Raw genomic sequence first — 17839 nt, 5'->3', positions numbered from 1 at the left:
GCGCGAGACGGTGTATCAGGGCTGGCTGAAACCGTTTGTCGCAGGCAGAGATGGGTAGTTGGGTCCGTGGAGGAGGCGTGAAGACCCCGTGTGACACGGACTCGGGGTGACATGTCGTTATGAATCCGTTGTCATGGCCATGGTTCGGGCGTCCGTTGATCACTTAACGTGTACGCCGCCGAGGTCTCGTGATCTTCGTCGGGTCCCGGCTCCCTGCTTCCGGCCGATCGCTCCCCACGGGTGGGCGGTCGGTCTTCGGTTTGAAGGAGTTCCGTGCCCAGCCGCCCCCGCCCCCGTCCGCACGCGGTCTTCCGGCACGCCTTCGCGGGGCGCTCCTCGCGCGCCGCCGCCCTGACGGCGGGCAGCGTGCTCCTGGCGCTGGGCGCGACCCTGCTGCCGCCCCCGGCCCTGACGCCGTTCGCGCGCGCCGCCGACGCCGCGGCGCCCTGGTCCGACACCGAGGCGCCCACCCAGCGCACCGGGACCGCGGCGGGCCGCGACCACGAGGTCGGCGCCGACCGCACCGACGCCACCGGCCGCAACGACCTCGACCCGGCGGACCTGGAGACGGGCGATGGCGCCCTGCCGCTGCACGACGGTGGCAACGGGTTCGCGACGGTCGAGCCGGAGGCGGCGCAGACCGCCCTCGAACCGGGCACCGAGGCCACCGAAAAGGACGGCACGACCGGCTACGACCCGGACGAGAGCGTCGAGATACCCGCCGAACGTACGGCCACCTCCAAGGAGTTCGGCAACCCCGACGGCACCCGCACCACCCGCGTCTACACCGAACCCGTGCACTACGAGGACGCCTCCGGCACCTGGCAGGACATCGACACCTCGCTGGTCCCGGCCGACGAGGCCAAGGGCGCTCCCGAGGCCGCGAAGACGGACGGCGACCGGCTGGCCGCCGCCTCCGACGACACCGGACTCACCCTCGCCCCCCAGGGCGACGACCCGGCCCTGGCCCGGCTGACCCTGGACGAGGGGCAGCACGCGGTCGGCTTCGGGCTCGACGGTGCGTCGGACACCACCGCGCAGGTCCACGGCGACACCGCGCACTACGCCGGCATCCGGCCGGGCGCGGACGTGACCCTTCAGGCGACACACGGCGCGGTCAAGGAGACCATCGTCCTCGACTCGGCCGACGCGCCGCACGTCTGGACGTTCCCGCTCGACCTCGACGGGCTCACCCCCTCTCTGGACCAGCACGGCGCGGTCCTCCTGAAGGATGCGGACGGCGCCGCCCAGGCGGTCATCCCCAAGGGCTGGATGGAGGACTCGTCGCACGACGCGGAGACCGGCGGCCCCGCCCTCTCCGGCGACGTCGACTACGCCCTCACCGAGAAGGACGGCCGCTGGTCGCTGAAGGTCGAGTTGGACGACGCGTGGCTCGCCGCTCCGCAGCGCGTGTACCCGGTCAAGGTCGACCCGAGCGTGGACGACATCGACAGCAACGGCGACGCCTTCGTCCAGGACTCCTGGCCGGACAGCAACTTCGCCGGGGACGACGAGCTGAAGATCGGCAGCTACGACGGAGGCACCAACCGCGCCATCAGCTACATGCGGTTCAACAACGTCACCAGCAAGCTCAAGAACCGCTACATCCTCAACGCCGACCTCGGTCTGTTCAACGTCTTCTCCTCAAGTTGCAGTGCCCAGAAGATGACGGTCAACCAGGTCACCGGCTCGTGGAGCTCCACCACGGTCACCTGGAACAACCGTCCGGCGAGCCTCGACCACCTGATCGCCTCCGACTCGTTCGCCTACGGCGAGAACTGCGGCGGATCCAAGTGGCGGACCATCGATCTCGGCAACAAGGGCGTCGACCTCGTCCAGGGCTGGGTGGACGGCTCCATCACCAACAACGGGCTGGCGATCTGGGCCGACTTCGACAGCTCCGGCCCCTGGAAGCGCTTCGGCAGCGCCAACTCGGCGAACAAGCCGTACCTCAGCGTCACCCACAGCGCCTACGGCGCGTGGTACACCGTCGGGTCGCAGACCGCCCCGCTGACCGGCGGCCAGAGCGGTGAGGTGGACGTCACCGTCAAGAACACGGGTGACTTCACCTGGGAGCCCCAGGGCTGGAACGAGGTCCGCCTCGGCACCCGGGTGCGCAACTACAGCACCGGCGCCCTCATGGAACAGAAGGCGTTCACCCGTCTCAACGAGCGCCTGACCCCGGGCGACGACACGACCCTGAGCGCCCGCATACCCCCGCTTCCCCGGGGAAGTACAAGGTCAACTTCGACGTACAGCGGCTGCGCGACCAGAAGTGGTTCTCCACCGAGAGCGTCCCGGTCGCCACCGTCACCGTCACCTCCCAGGACATCGGCCCCCGGGTCACCGACGTCTACCCGCACCCCGGCGGACAGGTCGGCAGCCTCACCCCGACCCTGTTCATGGACACCGAGACCGTCGACCACTACCCGGCCGGCGCCGCGATCGACCACTACTTCGAGGTCTGCTCGGGCACGACGGCCAAGCCCACCGGCTGCGTCAACTCCGGCTGGCAGACCAAGCGGACCTGGAACGTCCCCGCGTCCAAGCTGACCTGGGGCAAGCAGTACATCTGGCGCGTCAAGGCCCGCGAGAACGGCCTGGCGACCGCGCTCAGCCCCTTCTACACCTTCACCACCGCCGTCGAGCAGCCCGCGATCACCTCACACCTCGGCGACCAAGGACCGGCCGGTGACGGCCGCGAGGTCGACCCCGGCATCGGCAACTACACGACCACCGACACCGACGCGACCGTCGCCACGACCGGCCCGGGCTGACCGTGGCCCGCACCTACAACAGCCGTGACCCGCGCTCCGACAACGCCTTCGGGGCCGGCTGGACCACCCGCTACGACATGCGGATCGCACCCGACGGGGACGGCACCGGCAACGTCGTCGCCACCCTGCCCACGGGCCGCCAGGTCCGCTTCGGCAAGAACCCCGACGGCAGCTACGCACCCCCGTACGGCAGCTTCTCCACCCTCACCTCGGTCACCGGAGGCGGCTGGACGCTGACCGACAAGGACCAGACCTCGTACGTCTTCGACGGCGACGGGCGCCTTACCCGGGTCACCGACTACCGCGACCGCGCCCAGACCCTCACGTACAACACCTCCGGCGAGCTCACCACCGTCAACGCGGCCGGTGGCCGTGCCCTGCACCTCACCTGGTCCGGCGGACACGTCAAGACGGTCACCACCGACGCCCCGGCGACCGGCGCGGACCCGCTGACCTGGACGTACACCTACGACGGCGACCGGCTGACCCAGGTCTGCGGCCCCGAGGACACCACCGGGCACTGCACCGCCTACCGCTACGGCGACGGCTCGCACCACCGCACCGTCGTCCACGACGCCGGACCGTTCTCCTACTGGCGCCTGGACGAGAAGGACGGCGCCACCGACGCCGCGAGCGACCTCCCGCTCGACCGCGACGAGCACGCCGCGACCTACCAGGACGTCCAGCTCGGCACCGCCGGCGCGCTCAAGGGCAGCGCCGACACCGCCGCCACCTTCAACGGCACCACGTCCTATGTGCAGCTGCCGGACCAGCTGATCTCCGACACCCCGTACCTCACCGCCGAACTGTGGTTCCGCACCACCGGCAGCGGTGTCCTGCTCAGCTACCAGGACCACACGCTGGAAGAGGCCACCGCCGGCAAGAACACCCCCGCCCTCTACGTCGGCACTGACGGAAAGCTGCGCGGCGAGTTCTGGAACGGCAAGGCCGCGCCCATCACCTCGGCCACCACCGTCAACGACGGCACCTGGCACCACGCGGCCCTCACCGCCGCCGGCAACACCCAGACGCTGTACCTCGACGGCAAGAAGGCCGGCAGCCTCAGCGGCGACATCACCCAGTACGACCAGCGCTTCGTCTACCTCGGCGCCGGCTACTGGAACGGCTGGGCCGCCACCACCGGGACCATCGGCCACCTCACCGGCGACATCGACGAGGCAGCCGTCTACAGCCGCCCCCTCGGCGCGAGCACCATCGCCCAGCACCACGCCGCCGCCCAGGTCGCCCAGCAGCTCACCGGGGTGACCCTGCCCAGCGGACGCGTGCACTCCGCGGTCGCGTACGACACCGTGCACGACCGGGTGTCCTCGTACACCGACGCGAACGGCGGCGACTACACGCTCTCCGACCTCGCGGCGACCGGGACCGACGCCAAGCCCGCCACCGACGACCAGGACGCCGTCGACGGCACCACCACCCTCACCGTCACGGTCACCGACCCCGAGAAGCGCACGTCCGCGTACACCTACGACCCGCTCCAGGGCAACCGGCTCATCAGCCAGAAGGACACGGCGGGCCACACCGGCACCTTCGCCTACGACACCGGCGGCTTCCTGGCCGCCACCACCGGCCCCGACGGCACCGTCACCCGCTTCGGCAACGACGAACGCGGCAACAAGGTCTCCCAGACCACCTGCCGCGACGCCGCCGACGAGGCCACCTGCCACACCGCGTACTACGCCTACTACCTGAACACCTCCGACCCGCTCGACCCCCGCAACGACCAGCTGACCGCCGTCCGCGACGCCCGTTCGGCGAGCGCGTCCGACGACACGTACAAGACGACGTACGGCTACGACGCCCACGGCGACCGCGTCTCCACCACCACCCCGGCCACCCCGGACTTCCCCTCCGGCCGCACCGAGTCCTCCACCTTCACCGACGGCACCGAGCCCGCGGTCGGCGGCGGCACGGTCCCGGCGGGCCTGCTCGCCGACACGACGGACGCACGGGGCGGGGTGACCGAGCGCGCGTACACCGCGGCGGGTGACCTGGCCGAGGTGACCGATCCGGCGGGCGTGGCCACCGCGTACGCCTACGACGCGCTCGGCCGCGAGACCGCCCAGAAGGAGACGTCCGACGCCCAGCCCGACGGCGTCACCACGACGACCGTCTACGACGGTGAATCCCGGCCGGTCACGGTGACCGATCCCGCCGTCCCCAACGCGGTCACCGGCAAGCAGCACCGGGCGAGGACCACCTACACCTACGACGCCGACGGCAACGTGCTCACCGAGTCGGTCTCCGACACCGTGGGCGGCGACCCGGCCCGCACCACCGAGCGCGGCTACGACACGCACGGGCGGCAGAAGTCGATGACCGACCCGTCCGGGGCGACCGAGACCAGCACCTACGACGTGTTCGGCCACCGCGTCGCCGGCACCACGGCCGACGGCCAGAGCTACGAGTACGCCTACACCGCGCTCGGCGCGCTCGCCGAGGTGACCCTGAAGGACTGGAAGGGCGACCCGAACAACCCGTCCGACCCCGTCGACAAGGTCATCGACTCCTACGCGTACGACCCGGCGGGCCGGCTCGCCGAGCACACGGACGCCATGGGCCGCACGACCCGCACCACCTACTACGACGACGGGCTGGAGGCGCGGCAGATCCTGACCGGGTTCCACAACCCGGACGGCACCACCCGGGACCTCGTCCTCAGCGAGAAGAAGTACGACGCCGCGGGCAACCTCACCTCCGAGACCACCGGCAACGGCACCGTCACCACCGCCTACGAGGTGGACGCGGCGGGCCGCACCACCGCGGAGGTCCTCGACCCGTCCGGCCTGGCGCGGCGCACCGCCTACACCTTCGACGCGTCCGGCGCCGTTCTCACCGAGACGCACACCGGAGCGGGCGGCAGCCGCGCCGAGAAGGTCACCTACGAGCGGGACATCACCGGCGAGGCCACCCGCCTGACGGTGGAGAACGGCGACGAGGACCTGGTCACCACCCGGACCGTGGACGACCGCGGCCTGGTGCTGTCCGAGACCTCGGCGCGGGGCAACGCACCCGGCGCGGACGCCGCCGCGTACACCACCGACTACGGCTACGACGCGCTCGGCCGCCAGACCGAGGCGAAGGCACCCCCGGTCACCGCGGAGACCCGCGACGGCGGCGCGAGCACCGTCCGCCCGGTCACCCGCACCGGCTACAACGCCTTCGGCGACCCGACCGACCAGCAGGACCCCGACGGGAACGTCACGCACACCACGTACGACGGACTCGGCCGGGAGACCGCCACCACCCTGCCCGGCTACACCCCGCCGGGCGGCTCCCCGCTCGTCACCCGCACCTCCCGTACCTACGACTCCGCGGGGCGGCCGGTCACCGAGACGGACGAGCTGGGCGGGGTCACCACCTACACCTACGACCAGCTCGGCCACCTCGCCGGAGTGACCCGGCCGGCCCCGGCCGAGGGCGCCGACCGGCCCGTCACCACGATGACGAACGACCTCCTGGGCGAGCAGCTGTCGGTCACCGAGCCCACCGGCGCCCGTTCCGAGGCCACCTACGACGACCTCGGGCGGCAGATCACCTCGACCCGGCTGGAGCGCCGACCGGCTCCGGGCGCGTTCACCACCACGCTGACGTACGACGACTCCGGCAACCTGGTCGCCACGAAGAGCCCCACCGGGATCACCGAGGGCAGCGAGTACAACGCGGCCGGCGAGCCGGTCTCGCAGACGGACGCCGCAGGGAAGAAGACGCTCTACACCTACGGGCCGACAGGGCTCACCACGTCGACCACGACCCCGCAGGGCCGGACCACCCGCGCCGGATTCGACCTGGCCGGGCGCGCCGTCTCCGCTTCCGACGAGGACGCCACGGGCAAGGTGCTGAGCACCCGCAGCTCGACGTACGACGCCGACGGCAACCCCGTCGCCGTCACGGACGCCCTGCACCACACCGTCCGGCAGCGCTACGACGCGCTGGGGCGGCTCACCGAGCTGGTCGAGCCCGTCGACGCCGACACGTCCATCACCACTACCTTCGGCTACGACGCGGCCGGACAGCGGACTCGGCTGACCGACGGACGCGGAAACACCACCTGGACCACCTTCACCAGCCACGGTCAGCCGGAGTCGATCGTCGAGCCGTCCACCACGGCCGACCCGGCCGAGGCCGACCGCACCTGGACCACGGTGTACGACGCGGCGGGTCGTCCCGCCGAGGAGCGCCAGCCGGGCGGGGTGACGCAGACGCGCACCTTCGACGCGCTGGGCCGCGTCACCGAGGTCACAGGGTCCGGCGCCGAGGCGGCGACCACCGCCGACCGCTACGGCTACGACGCGGCCGGGAACCTCACCTCGGTGAGCGCCCCGGGCGGGACCGACCGCTACACCTACGACGACCGGGGCAATCTGCTCACCGCGTCCGGCCCCTCGGGCACGGCCACGCTGGCCTACGACGAGGAGGGACACCTCACCGGGCGCACGGACGCCGCGGGCCACGCGGTCTTCGGCTACGACACGGCGGGCCGCCTCGCCTCGGCGGCCGATCCGCTGACCGCGACGACCCTGACCTACGGGTACGACAACGCCTCCAGGCTGACTTCGGTCGGCTACGGCACGTCGGGCGCTCACCGGTCCTTCTCCTACGACGCCCTGGACCGGCTGACCTCCGACACGCTCAAGGCCCCCGGCGGCGCGACGACTGCGTCCACCGGATACGGCTACGACGCCGCGTCCCGCCTGGTGTCGGAGACCACCAGCGGTACGGCGGGACACGGTGAGCAGGACTACGCCTACGACTGGGCGGGCCGGCTCACAGAGTGGACCGGGGCCGACGGCGCGAAGACGTCGTACGGCTGGGACGCCGCCGGCAACCGCACCAAGGCCGGTTCGACCACGGCCACGTACGACGCTCGGAACCGGCTGCTGACCGCGGGGGACACCTCGTACAGCTACTCACCGCGCGGTACTCGGACCGGCAGCACCGAGGGCGGCGTCACGCACACGGCGGCGTTCGACGCGCTGGGACGCATGATCACCAGCGACGACACCACCTACACCTACGACGGCCTCGGGCGCGTGGTGGGCCGTGGGGACGACGCCTTCACGTACGCCGACCAGTCGAACGACCTGGTCAGCGATGGCGGCTCGCTGGTCTTCCGGGGCCCCGACGGTGACGCGGTGGCCACCGCGGACCCGGACGGCGGCAACGCCTCGGCGGTCCTCTCCGACCAGCACGGCGATGTGACCGGCCGCTTCACGCCGGCCACCGGTGAGCTCGCGGGCTCCTCCGCGTACTCGCCGTTCGGCCAGGTCACCGCCCGGACGGCGGGCGGGACGGGCTCCCTCGGTTACCAGGGCGAGTACACCGACCCGGACTCCGGGCAGGTGGACATGCACGCCCGCTGGTACGACCCGTCCACCGGCGGCTTCTCCTCCCGCGACTCCTGGACCCTGAACCCGGCGCCGTCCGGGCAGGCCAACCGTTACGCGTACGGGGCCGGCAGTCCGCTGCTCAACACGGACCCGAGCGGGCACTGCCTGGAGGACCTGTGCATCGGCGAGGCGGCCTTGGGCACCCTGCTGGCCGGGTACCTGGGATCGTCCATCTCCGAGTACTACCGGCAGCACCCGGTGCACATCTCGTGGCCTTCCTTCTCGTGGCCCTGGTCGCACTCCAGCAGCAGTTCGGCGACGACCTCGCACACCAACATCTTCGGCAACTCGATGTCGTCCACCGCGAACGCCATCGCCGCCCAGGCGGCGGCGCAGGCGGCGGCCGCGCGGAAGCATTCCGGTTCACCGGCGCGGGATCACCCGAGCTACTCCGACTACACGCCCTACCGCGCGCCAGGACGCCCGCAGGCACCCCGTCCGCCGGGCCCGCCCCCGCCGCCCCGCCGCCGCCGTGGGCCCAGATGATCAAGGCCGTCCTGCGCGTTGTCCACGCCAGGCCGACGAGCAGCAAGGACACGGACGCCGAGCACCAGGCGTTCGTCGACAACTCGATGACTCGGTCCCAGGCCGAACTGGAAGTGACCCAGGAGGAGCTGCGCGGATACTTCAAGTCCTTCCCGCGCGCGGGCGGCCAGGAGTTCGCCGATGGGCTGCTGGCCCCTGATCCGGCCGCGGCCCCCGGTGGCGGCAGTGGCACGGACACACGCGACGATCCTTGCGACACGTCACGCGCGGAGCGGTACAACTACCAGCCCCTGCGGAACGGCCGCCCGGACGGAGCGACCGGCCTCATCTGCCCGGCCGACCTCAAGCCCAAGGGGAGCAAGCGTGACGACGGCGCCGCTGTGTCCGTCTCCGGATTCCCGGAGGGCAACAACGTGGATGCCTCGGGCAAGCCGATCTACAATCGCACGCACATCATCGGAGACATGTTCCACGGTGAATGGCGGACCGAGAATCTGTTCACCGGGTACGACCGGATGAACAAGAGCGGAATGAAGCGCTGCGAGAACAAGATGGCGAAGCAGCTGAGGGCGAACAATCCCGTCTTCTATTCCGGTCAGCTCATCTACGGTGCCGGAAACAGCGCGATACCGGAAAGTATCCGAATGACGGCATACACGAAGAATGGGCGTCTCTTCGATGTGACGGTCCAGAACAGCTCTGATTGGCAGACGACATGCTGAACGTGACAGCTCTGGAAGACGTGGCTCCCGCCATGGTGCCGTTCCGCTCCGAGGCGTCACGCCCCATCGATTTCGCCGCTGTCTCCTCGGCGCTGGGCTGCGACCTGCCGACGGACTTCAAGGAGCTGGCCCGCCGCTACCCGACACTGGAGTTCGACGGGTTCCTGCGCGTGCCGCTGCCTCGACCCGGTGCCGAGTCCGCTTTTGTCGACGGAATCCGTCAGGAACTTGAAATCCTGCGGGATCTGGAGGACGACGACATGGCGGAAGGGTATACGGCCTATCCGGCGCCCAATGGGCTGCTTCCCTGGAGTGAGTCCCTCTCCGGTGACGTCTTCTACTGGCGGGTCGCGGGTTCGGACCCCGATGCCTGGCCCATCGTCGTGAACAGCAGGAACGATGAGTGGTGGGAGTTTCCGGGCGGGGCCGTCGCCTTCCTCGTCGGGTTGATCGACGGCTCGGTCGAGCGGCGAGGCCTGCCCGGGGACGTTCCGAGCAGGCATCCCGCGGTGCGCGTCTTTCCGGGGTGATCTCGTACGGCCCGCGCCGCCCCGTACCTTCCACAGAGGGCGGGGCCCGGGGTCGCCCCGATGCGCGCCTGCGTTTGACCAGCCACTCGGCCGGGGTAAGATCCTCGGCCCGATTGGCCAGGCCCGCAGCCCGTATGGCACACTAGCCAGGTTGCTCGGTTGAGTGTCAATGCTGCGCGCCTCCCGCCGGGAGGACCGGAAGCGAGTCCCACAGTACTCGTCGGCCCCATGCGGGCCGGACGTACGGGAATCTTCCGGGAAGCGTAAGTGGGGCACCGGCCAGGCACCCGGTGGGGTTTCACCCCCGGCAGCGTGGTCTTCGGCCCGCACCCCCTTGGTTGGGAAATCCTTCGGGACTTCTGCGTAGAGGGGATGCGACACGCCCGACCGCGTGGGTCGGAGGTGGGGATACCAGAACCCCGGGTTCCAGAGCGTTAAACGAGAGACAGGACTACTAGTAGCCATGGCGGGACAGAAGATCCGCATCCGGCTCAAGGCCTACGACCACGAGGTCATCGACTCCTCGGCGAAGAAGATCGTCGAGACGGTGACCCGCACTGGTGCGTCGGTCGCGGGCCCGGTGCCGCTGCCCACTGAGAAGAACGTGTACTGCGTCATCAAGTCGCCGCACAAGTACAAGGACTCTCGCGAGCACTTCGAGATGCGCACGCACAAGCGCCTCATCGACATCCTCGACCCCACGCCGAAGACGGTTGACTCGCTGATGCGTCTCGACCTGCCGGCTGGCGTCGACATCGAGATCAAGCTCTGAGGGGACGGCCGAGATGAGCAAGAACATCAAGGGCGTCCTGGGCGAGAAGCTCGGCATGACCCAGGTCTGGGACGAGAACAACCGGGTCGTCCCGGTGACCGTCGTCAAGGCCGGTCCGTGCGTCGTGACGCAGGTCCGTACGAACGACAGCGACGGCTACGAGTCGGTGCAGATCGCCTTCGGCGAGATCGACCCGCGCAAGGTGAACAAGCCCCTCAAGGGTCACTTCGCCAAGGCCGACGTCACCCCGCGCCGCCACCTGGTGGAGATCCGCACTCCTGACGCCAGCGAGTACACGCTCGGCCAGGAGATCAATGCCGAGGTGTTCGAGTCCGGCGTCAAGGTCGACGTCACGGGCAAGAGCAAGGGCAAGGGCTTCGCCGGTGTCATGAAGCGTCACAACTTCCGGGGCCTCGGCGCCGGTCACGGCGTGCAGCGCAAGCACCGTTCCCCCGGTTCGATCGGTGGCTGCGCCACCCCTGGGCGTGTCTTCAAGGGCATGCGCATGGCCGGTCGCATGGGTAACGAGCGCGTCACCACCCAGAACCTGACCATCCACGCGGTTGACGCGGAGAAGGGTCTGCTCCTCATCAAGGGCGCGGTCCCCGGTCCGAACGGCGGCCTCGTCCTGGTCCGTACCGCGGCCAAGGGGGCTTGAGGTAATGAGCACCATTGACATCCTTTCGCCGGCAGGCGACAAGGCCGGTACCGTCGAGCTCCCCGCGGAGATCTTCGACGCGAAGACCAGCGTTCCGCTGATCCACCAGGTCGTCGTCGCACAGCTGGCAGCTGCCCGTCAGGGCACGCACAAGACCAAGTCCCGTGGCGAGGTCCGCGGTGGTGGGCGCAAGCCGTACCGCCAGAAGGGCACCGGCCGCGCGCGCCAGGGTTCGACCCGCGCGCCGCAGTTCGTCGGCGGTGGCGTCGTCCACGGCCCGCAGCCGCGTGACTACTCGCAGCGCACCCCGAAGAAGATGAAGGCCGCCGCCCTCCGCGGTGCCCTCTCCGACCGGGCGCGTCACTCCCGTATCCACGTCGTCACCGGCGTGGTCGAGGGTGGGGTCTCCACGAAGGCCGCCAAGACGCTGTTCGGCAAGATCTCGGAGCGCAAGAACCTGCTCCTGGTCGTCGACCGCAGCGACGAGGCCGCGTGGCTCTCCGCACGCAACCTGCCCCAGGTGCACATCCTGGAGCCGGGCCAGCTGAACACGTACGACGTGATCGTCTCTGACGACGTGGTCTTCACCCAGGCCGCCTTCGAGTCCTTCGTGTCTGGCCCCCAGACCGAGACCGAAGGGAGCGACGCCTGATGAGCGAGGCGACCGTTACCAGCAAGACCTACTCCGACCCGCGCGACGTTCTCGTCAAGCCGGTTGTCTCGGAGAAGAGCTACGCGCTGCTCGACGAGAACAAGTACACGTTCATCGTCGCGCCGGGCTCCAACAAGACCCAGATCAAGCAGGCCGTCGAGGCGGTCTTCTCGGTCAAGGTCACCGGGGTCAACACGATCAACCGCCAGGGCAAGCGCAAGCGCACCCGCACCGGTTTCGGCAAGCGCGCCGACACGAAGCGCGCCATCGTGACCCTCGCTGAGGGCGACCGTATCGACATCTTCGGCGGCCCGACCTCCTAGTGAGGCCGAGTCGTCCGGAATCGGACGAGGACTGAGAAATGGGTATCCGCAAGTACAAGCCGACGACCCCGGGCCGTCGTGGCTCCAGCGTCGCCGACTTTGTCGAGATCACGCGGTCCACGCCGGAGAAGTCGCTGGTCCGCCCCCTGCACAACAAGGGCGGCCGTAACAACACCGGTCGTGTGACCGTTCGCCACCAGGGTGGTGGCCACAAGCGCGCCTACCGCGTGATCGACTTCCGTCGTCACGACAAGGACGGCGTGCCGGCCAAGGTCGCGCACATCGAGTACGACCCCAACCGCACCGCGCGCATCGCGCTCCTGCACTACGCGGACGGCGAGAAGCGCTACATCATCGCGCCGCGTGGCCTGACGCAGGGCGACCGTGTCGAGAACGGCCCGGCCGCCGACATCAAGCCCGGCAACAACCTGGCGCTGCGCAACATCCCGGTCGGTACGACCATCCACGCCATCGAGCTGCGGCCCGGCGGCGGCGCGAAGTTCGCCCGCTCCGCGGGTGCCTCCGTGCAGCTGCTGGCGAAGGAGGGCACCATGGCCCACCTTCGTATGCCGTCGGGTGAGATCCGCCTGGTCGACGCCCGCTGCCGCGCCACCATCGGCGAGGTCGGCAACGCCGAGCAGTCGAACATCAACTGGGGCAAGGCCGGCCGTATGCGGTGGAAGGGCGTCCGCCCGACCGTCCGTGGTGTCGTCATGAACCCGGTCGACCACCCGCACGGTGGTGGTGAGGGCAAGACCTCCGGTGGCCGTCACCCGGTTTCGCCGTGGGGTAAGAAGGAAGGTCGTACTCGTTCGCCCAAGAAGGCGTCGAACAAGTACATCGTCCGCCGCCGCAAGACGAACAAGAAGCGCTAGGAGCGGGTTTAGATGCCGCGCAGTCTCAAGAAGGGGCCCTTCGTCGACGGCCACCTCGCCAAGAAGGTGGACGCACAGAACGAGGCAGGCACCAAGAACGTCATCAAGACCTGGTCCCGTCGCTCGATGATCGTCCCGGCCATGCTGGGTCACACCATCGCGGTGCACAACGGCAAGATCCACGTCCCGGTGTTCGTCACCGAGTCGATGGTCGGCCACAAGCTCGGCGAGTTCTCGCCGACTCGCACCTTCCGCGGCCACGTCAAGGACGACCGGAAGTCGAAGCGCCGCTAACGCGGGGTGACTGACTATGACTTACACCGAAGGGACAACCATGGAAGCCAGGGCCCAGGCGCGGTACATCCGCGTCACGCCCATGAAGGCCCGCCGCGTGGTGGACCTCATCCGTGGCATGGACGCCACGGAGGCTCAGGCGGTCCTGCGTTTCGCCCCGCAGGCCGCGAGCGTGCCGGTCGGCAAGGTGCTGGACAGCGCCATTGCCAACGCCGCACACAACTACGACCACACCGACGCCTCTTCGCTGGTCATCAGCGAGGCGTACGTGGATGAGGGCCCGACCCTGAAGCGGTTCCGTCCGCGTGCCCAGGGCCGTGCCTACCGGATCCGTAAGCGGACCAGCCACATCACCGTGGTCGTCAGCAGCAAGGAAGGAACCCGGTAATGGGCCAGAAGGTAAACCCGCACGGGTTCCGGCTCGGCATCACCACGGACTTCAAGTCCCGCTGGTACGCCGACAAGCTGTACAAGGACTACGTCAAGGAAGACGTCGCCATTCGTCGCATGATGACGAAGGGCATGGAGCGCGCCGGTATCTCGAAGGTTGAGATCGAGCGCACCCGCGACCGCGTCCGCGTCGACATCCACACCGCTCGCCCGGGCATCGTCATCGGCCGCCGCGGCGCCGAGGCCGACCGCATCCGCGGCGAGCTGGAGAAGCTGACCGGCAAGCAGGTCCAGCTGAACATCCTCGAGGTCAAGAACCCCGAGGTGGACGCTCAGCTGGTGGCCCAGGCCGTCGCCGAGCAGCTTTCCTCCCGCGTCTCCTTCCGTCGTGCCATGCGCAAGAGCATGCAGAGCACGATGAAGGCCGGCGCCAAGGGCATCAAGGTCCAGTGCGGCGGTCGCCTCGGCGGCGCCGAGATGTCCCGCTCGGAGTTCTACCGCGAGGGCCGTGTGCCCCTGCACACGCTCCGCGCGAACGTCGACTACGGCTTCTTCGAGGCCAAGACGACCTTCGGCCGCATCGGCGTGAAGGTCTGGATCTACAAGGGCGACGTCAAGAACATCGCCGAGGTCCGCGCCGAGAACGCTGCTGCCCGTGCGGGCAACCGCCCGGCCCGTGGCGGCGCTGACCGCCCGGCCGGCCGCGGTGGCCGCGGTGGCGAGCGTGGCGGCCGCGGCCGCAAGCCGCAGCAGTCGGCTCCGGCCGCCGAGGCCCCCAAGGCCGAGGCGACCGCCGCTGCTCCGGCTGCTGAGAGCACCGGAACGGAGGCCTGACCGAAATGCTGATCCCCCGTAGGGTCAAGCACCGCAAGCAGCACCACCCGAAGCGCAGCGGCATGTCCAAGGGTGGCACGCAGGTTGCGTTCGGCGAGTACGGCATCCAGGCGCTGACCCCGGCGTACGTGACGAACCGTCAGATCGAGTCCGCTCGTATCGCCATGACGCGTCACATCAAGCGTGGCGGCAAGGTCTGGATCAACATCTACCCGGACCGTCCCCTCACCAAGAAGCCTGCCGAGACCCGCATGGGTTCCGGTAAGGGTTCCCCGGAGTGGTGGATCGCCAACGTCAAGCCCGGACGCGTCATGTTCGAGCTGTCGTACCCCAACGAGAAGATCGCCCGTGAGGCGCTGACTCGTGCGGCCCACAAGCTGCCGATGAAGTGCCGGATCGTCAAGCGCGAGGCAGGTGAAGCGTGATGTCGGCCGGTACCAAGGCGTCCGAGCTGCGCGAGCTGGGCAACGAGGAGCTCCTCAACAAGCTCCGCGAGGCCAAGGAAGAGCTGTTCAACCTCCGCTTCCAGGCGGCGACGGGTCAGCTCGAGAACCACGGTCGGCTCAAGTCCGTCCGTAAGGACATCGCCCGGATCTACACCCTGATGCGCGAGCGCGAGCTCGGTATCGAGACGGTGGAGAGCGTCTGATGAGCGAGAAGACTGTGACTGAGAGCAAGACCGCCGAGCGCGGCTTCCGCAAGACCCGCGAGGGCCTCGTCGTCAGCGACAAGATGGACAAGACCGTCGTCGTCGCCGTCGAGGACCGCGTGAAGCACGCGCTGTACGGCAAGGTCATCCGCCGTACGAACAAGCTCAAGGCCCACGACGAGCAGAACGCCGCCGGCGTCGGCGACCGCGTCCTCCTGATGGAGACCCGGCCGCTGTCCGCCACGAAGCGGTGGCGCATCGTCGAGATCCTCGAGAAGGCCAAGTAATTCCTGAGGGGACTTCCCCTCAGGTCAGTTCCGCCAGGCTCGGCAGGGGCTCCCGTTAGCGGGGCCCCTGCCGGGAACCGGCAGACGATCAGGAGATAGACGTGATCCAGCAGGAGTCGCGACTGCGCGTCGCCGACAACACGGGTGCGAAGGAAATTCTCACCATCCGTGTTCTCGGTGGCTCGGGTCGCCGCTACGCGGGCATCGGTGACGTCATCGTCGCCACCGTCAAGGACGCGATCCCCGGTGGCAACGTGAAGAAGGGTGACGTCGTCAAGGCGGTCATCGTTCGCACCGTCAAGGAGCGTCGTCGCCAGGATGGCTCGTACATCCGCTTCGACGAGAACGCCGCCGTCATTCTGAAGAACGACGGCGACCCCCGCGGCACCCGTATCTTCGGCCCGGTGGGCCGTGAGCTGCGCGAGAAGAAGTTCATGAAGATCATCTCGCTCGCGCCGGAGGTGCTGTAAGCATGAAGATCAAGAAGGGCGACCTGGTACAGGTCATCACCGGTAAGGACAAGGGCAAGCAGGGCAAGGTCATCGTGGCCTACCCCGCTCAGGACCGCGTCCTCGTCGAGGGTGTCAACCGGGTCAAGAAGCACACCAAGGCCGGCCAGACCGCTCGCGGTTCGCAGACCGGTGGCATTGTGACGACCGAGGCCCCGATCCACGTCAGCAACGTGCAGCTGGTTGTTGAGAAGGACGGCAACAAGGTCGTTACTCGCGTCGGCTACCGCTTTGACGACGAGGGCAACAAGATCCGTGTTGCCAAGCGCACCGGTGAGGACATCTGATGACTACCACCACCGCGCCGCGTCTCAAGACGCGCTACCGCGAGGAAATCGCCGGCAAGCTGCGTGAGGAGTTCTCCTACGAGAACGTCATGCAGATCCCCGGTCTGGTCAAGATCGTGGTCAACATGGGTGTGGGCGACGCCGCCCGCGACTCCAAGCTGATCGACGGTGCCGTCAAGGACCTCACCACGATCACCGGTCAGAAGCCGGCCGTCACCAAGGCCCGCAAGTCGATCGCGCAGTTCAAGCTGCGCGAGGGTCAGCCGATCGGCTGCCACGTCACCCTCCGCGGTGACCGCATGTGGGAGTTCCTGGACCGTACGCTGTCGCTCGCGCTGCCGCGTATCCGTGACTTCCGCGGCCTGTCGCCCAAGCAGTTCGACGGCCGTGGCAACTACACCTTCGGTCTCACGGAGCAGGTCATGTTCCACGAGATCGACCAGGACAAGATCGACCGGGTCCGGGGCATGGACATCACCGTGGTCACCACGGCGACCAATGACGACGAGGGTCGTGCCCTCCTTCGTCACCTCGGCTTCCCGTTCAAGGAGAACTGACCGTGGCGAAGAAGGCTCTGATCGCTAAGGCCGCCCGTAAGCCGAAGTTCGGCGTCCGGGGTTACACCCGGTGCCAGCGCTGCGGCCGGCCCCACTCCGTCTACCGCAAGTTCGGCCTCTGCCGCGTGTGCCTTCGTGAGATGGCTCACCGTGGCGAGCTGCCGGGCGTGACCAAGAGCTCCTGGTAATTCTCCTTCGCCCTTTGGGCGTTGGGAATCACCGGAGACTCTCGGTAAGCATCTGGTCGGCAGGAGCCCGGCCCCGCATGCCGTAGGCTTGCAGGGTTGGGCGCCTGCCGCCCATGACCGACTTACTACGCCGTAGGTCCCCGCACCGCACCCGTCCCGCCTCTGAGCGGGGAGAGGGATGGCGCATACAGGAAACCCCGGCGAGAGAGGCCGAAGGCCAACTCATGACCATGACTGATCCCATCGCAGACATGCTCACGCGTCTGCGCAACGCGAACTCGGCGTATCACGACGACGTCGTGATGCCGCACAGCAAGATCAAGTCGCACATCGCGGAGATCCTCCAGCAGGAGGGCTTCATCACCGGCTGGAAGGTCGAGGACGCCGAGGTCGGCAAGAACCTCGTCCTCCAGCTGAAGTTCGGCCCGAACCGCGAGCGCTCGATCGCCGGCATCAAGCGGATTTCGAAGCCGGGTCTGCGTGTCTACGCAAAGTCCACCAACCTGCCGAAGGTCCTCGGCGGCCTGGGCGTGGCGATCATCTCCACGTCCCACGGTCTCCTGACCGGCCAGCAGGCTCAGAAGAAGGGCGTAGGTGGGGAAGTCCTCGCCTACGTCTGGTAGTCGGGAACGGAGGAA

Annotated in this window: 20 protein-coding genes; all 20 read left to right on the top strand. The window is 68.8% G+C overall.

Annotated features, from left to right (window positions below; all coding sequences use genetic code 11):
* Positions 1–273: 273 nt before the first annotated feature.
* The 20 genes from NEH16_RS12730 to rpsH all read left to right on the top strand — a co-directional run bounded on the left by NEH16_RS12730 (position 274) and on the right by rpsH (position 17824).
* Positions 274–2553, top strand: a complete 2280-nt coding sequence (locus NEH16_RS12730; protein ID WP_265542119.1) for a DNRLRE domain-containing protein — start codon at positions 274–276, stop codon at positions 2551–2553.
* Between the two features lie 226 nt (positions 2554–2779).
* A complete protein-coding gene (locus NEH16_RS12725) occupies positions 2780–8674 on the top strand; it encodes a LamG-like jellyroll fold domain-containing protein (protein WP_265542117.1) in 5895 nt (1964 codons plus the stop codon).
* The gene (locus tag NEH16_RS12720; RefSeq protein WP_265542114.1) at positions 8671–9396 is read left to right on the top strand and encodes a DNA/RNA non-specific endonuclease; all 726 of its coding nucleotides are present in this window, start codon (positions 8671–8673) and stop codon (positions 9394–9396) included. The genes NEH16_RS12725 and NEH16_RS12720 overlap by 4 nt, the downstream gene beginning before the upstream one ends.
* Positions 9390–9926 carry an SMI1/KNR4 family protein gene (locus NEH16_RS12715; protein ID WP_265542112.1) on the top strand — a complete coding sequence of 179 codons (537 nt, stop codon included), beginning with the start codon at positions 9390–9392 and terminating at the stop codon, positions 9924–9926. The genes NEH16_RS12720 and NEH16_RS12715 overlap by 7 nt, the downstream gene beginning before the upstream one ends.
* 463 nt (positions 9927–10389) lie before the next feature.
* Positions 10390–10698, top strand: coding sequence for a 30S ribosomal protein S10 (gene rpsJ / locus NEH16_RS12710; RefSeq protein WP_003948644.1), 309 nt, complete (start codon positions 10390–10392; stop codon positions 10696–10698).
* Positions 10699–10711: 13 nt separating this feature from the next.
* Positions 10712–11356 carry a 50S ribosomal protein L3 gene (rplC, locus tag NEH16_RS12705; RefSeq protein WP_018101228.1) on the top strand — a complete coding sequence of 215 codons (645 nt, stop codon included), beginning with the start codon at positions 10712–10714 and terminating at the stop codon, positions 11354–11356.
* Between the two features lie 4 nt (positions 11357–11360).
* On the top strand, positions 11361–12008 hold the full coding sequence (gene rplD / locus NEH16_RS12700; protein WP_073964435.1) for a 50S ribosomal protein L4: 648 nt from the start codon (positions 11361–11363) through the stop codon (positions 12006–12008).
* The gene (gene rplW / locus NEH16_RS12695) at positions 12008–12331 is read left to right on the top strand and encodes a 50S ribosomal protein L23 (RefSeq protein WP_003966958.1); all 324 of its coding nucleotides are present in this window, start codon (positions 12008–12010) and stop codon (positions 12329–12331) included. Before rplD ends, rplW begins: the two co-directional genes overlap by 1 nt.
* Before the next feature lie 38 nt (positions 12332–12369).
* Positions 12370–13206, top strand: a complete 837-nt coding sequence (gene rplB, locus NEH16_RS12690) for a 50S ribosomal protein L2 (RefSeq protein WP_073964434.1) — start codon at positions 12370–12372, stop codon at positions 13204–13206.
* Between the two features lie 12 nt (positions 13207–13218).
* Positions 13219–13500 carry a 30S ribosomal protein S19 gene (rpsS, locus tag NEH16_RS12685; RefSeq protein ID WP_073964433.1) on the top strand — a complete coding sequence of 94 codons (282 nt, stop codon included), beginning with the start codon at positions 13219–13221 and terminating at the stop codon, positions 13498–13500.
* A 40-nt stretch (positions 13501–13540) separates the two neighbouring features.
* Positions 13541–13888: a 50S ribosomal protein L22 gene (rplV, locus tag NEH16_RS12680; RefSeq protein WP_004571827.1), complete on the top strand. Its 348-nt coding sequence runs from the start codon at positions 13541–13543 to the stop codon at positions 13886–13888.
* Positions 13888–14724, top strand: coding sequence for a 30S ribosomal protein S3 (gene rpsC / locus NEH16_RS12675; RefSeq protein ID WP_018101223.1), 837 nt, complete (start codon positions 13888–13890; stop codon positions 14722–14724). The genes rplV and rpsC overlap by 1 nt, the downstream gene beginning before the upstream one ends.
* Positions 14725–14729: 5 nt before the next feature.
* On the top strand, positions 14730–15149 hold the full coding sequence (gene rplP, locus NEH16_RS12670) for a 50S ribosomal protein L16 (protein WP_018101222.1): 420 nt from the start codon (positions 14730–14732) through the stop codon (positions 15147–15149).
* Complete coding sequence (gene rpmC, locus NEH16_RS12665) at positions 15149–15373, top strand: 50S ribosomal protein L29 (RefSeq protein ID WP_014047786.1); 225 nt, start codon at positions 15149–15151, stop codon at positions 15371–15373. The genes rplP and rpmC overlap by 1 nt, the downstream gene beginning before the upstream one ends.
* The gene (gene rpsQ, locus NEH16_RS12660) at positions 15373–15660 is read left to right on the top strand and encodes a 30S ribosomal protein S17 (protein WP_018101221.1); all 288 of its coding nucleotides are present in this window, start codon (positions 15373–15375) and stop codon (positions 15658–15660) included. Before rpmC ends, rpsQ begins: the two co-directional genes overlap by 1 nt.
* Positions 15661–15761: 101 nt before the next feature.
* On the top strand, positions 15762–16130 hold the full coding sequence (gene rplN, locus NEH16_RS12655) for a 50S ribosomal protein L14 (protein WP_003966950.1): 369 nt from the start codon (positions 15762–15764) through the stop codon (positions 16128–16130).
* A gap of 2 nt (positions 16131–16132) precedes the next feature.
* Complete coding sequence (rplX, locus tag NEH16_RS12650; RefSeq protein ID WP_003966949.1) at positions 16133–16456, top strand: 50S ribosomal protein L24; 324 nt, start codon at positions 16133–16135, stop codon at positions 16454–16456.
* A complete protein-coding gene (gene rplE / locus NEH16_RS12645; RefSeq protein WP_018101220.1) occupies positions 16456–17013 on the top strand; it encodes a 50S ribosomal protein L5 in 558 nt (185 codons plus the stop codon). Before rplX ends, rplE begins: the two co-directional genes overlap by 1 nt.
* A 2-nt stretch (positions 17014–17015) precedes the next feature.
* A complete protein-coding gene (locus NEH16_RS12640) occupies positions 17016–17201 on the top strand; it encodes a type Z 30S ribosomal protein S14 (protein ID WP_003948630.1) in 186 nt (61 codons plus the stop codon).
* A gap of 224 nt (positions 17202–17425) precedes the next feature.
* Complete coding sequence (rpsH, locus tag NEH16_RS12635) at positions 17426–17824, top strand: 30S ribosomal protein S8 (RefSeq protein WP_018101219.1); 399 nt, start codon at positions 17426–17428, stop codon at positions 17822–17824.
* Positions 17825–17839: the final 15 nt, after the last annotated feature.

The organism is Streptomyces drozdowiczii (genome assembly GCF_026167665.1).
Classification (GTDB): domain Bacteria; phylum Actinomycetota; class Actinomycetes; order Streptomycetales; family Streptomycetaceae; genus Streptomyces; species Streptomyces drozdowiczii_A.
The sequence above is the reverse complement of the archived record's forward strand: the minus strand, read 5'-3'. Positions and strand labels throughout refer to the sequence as shown.

What these genes read in the sequence shown, in the direction of transcription:
- NEH16_RS12720 (WP_265542114.1), top strand. Translation starts at nt 8,671, where the DNA reads ATGATCAAGGCCGTCCTGCGCGTTGTCCACGCCAGGCCGACGAGCAGC.
- NEH16_RS12715 (WP_265542112.1), top strand. Translation starts at nt 9,390, where the DNA reads ATGCTGAACGTGACAGCTCTGGAAGACGTGGCTCCCGCCATGGTGCCG.
- rpsJ (WP_003948644.1), top strand. Translation starts at nt 10,390, where the DNA reads ATGGCGGGACAGAAGATCCGCATCCGGCTCAAGGCCTACGACCACGAG.
- rplC (WP_018101228.1), top strand. Translation starts at nt 10,712, where the DNA reads ATGAGCAAGAACATCAAGGGCGTCCTGGGCGAGAAGCTCGGCATGACC.
- rplD (WP_073964435.1), top strand. Translation starts at nt 11,361, where the DNA reads ATGAGCACCATTGACATCCTTTCGCCGGCAGGCGACAAGGCCGGTACC.
- rplW (WP_003966958.1), top strand. Translation starts at nt 12,008, where the DNA reads ATGAGCGAGGCGACCGTTACCAGCAAGACCTACTCCGACCCGCGCGAC.
- rplB (WP_073964434.1), top strand. Translation starts at nt 12,370, where the DNA reads ATGGGTATCCGCAAGTACAAGCCGACGACCCCGGGCCGTCGTGGCTCC.
- rpsS (WP_073964433.1), top strand. Translation starts at nt 13,219, where the DNA reads ATGCCGCGCAGTCTCAAGAAGGGGCCCTTCGTCGACGGCCACCTCGCC.
- rplV (WP_004571827.1), top strand. Translation starts at nt 13,541, where the DNA reads ATGGAAGCCAGGGCCCAGGCGCGGTACATCCGCGTCACGCCCATGAAG.
- rpsC (WP_018101223.1), top strand. Translation starts at nt 13,888, where the DNA reads ATGGGCCAGAAGGTAAACCCGCACGGGTTCCGGCTCGGCATCACCACG.
- rplP (WP_018101222.1), top strand. Translation starts at nt 14,730, where the DNA reads ATGCTGATCCCCCGTAGGGTCAAGCACCGCAAGCAGCACCACCCGAAG.
- rpmC (WP_014047786.1), top strand. Translation starts at nt 15,149, where the DNA reads ATGTCGGCCGGTACCAAGGCGTCCGAGCTGCGCGAGCTGGGCAACGAG.
- rpsQ (WP_018101221.1), top strand. Translation starts at nt 15,373, where the DNA reads ATGAGCGAGAAGACTGTGACTGAGAGCAAGACCGCCGAGCGCGGCTTC.
- rplX (WP_003966949.1), top strand. Translation starts at nt 16,133, where the DNA reads ATGAAGATCAAGAAGGGCGACCTGGTACAGGTCATCACCGGTAAGGAC.
- rplE (WP_018101220.1), top strand. Translation starts at nt 16,456, where the DNA reads ATGACTACCACCACCGCGCCGCGTCTCAAGACGCGCTACCGCGAGGAA.
- rpsH (WP_018101219.1), top strand. Translation starts at nt 17,426, where the DNA reads ATGACCATGACTGATCCCATCGCAGACATGCTCACGCGTCTGCGCAAC.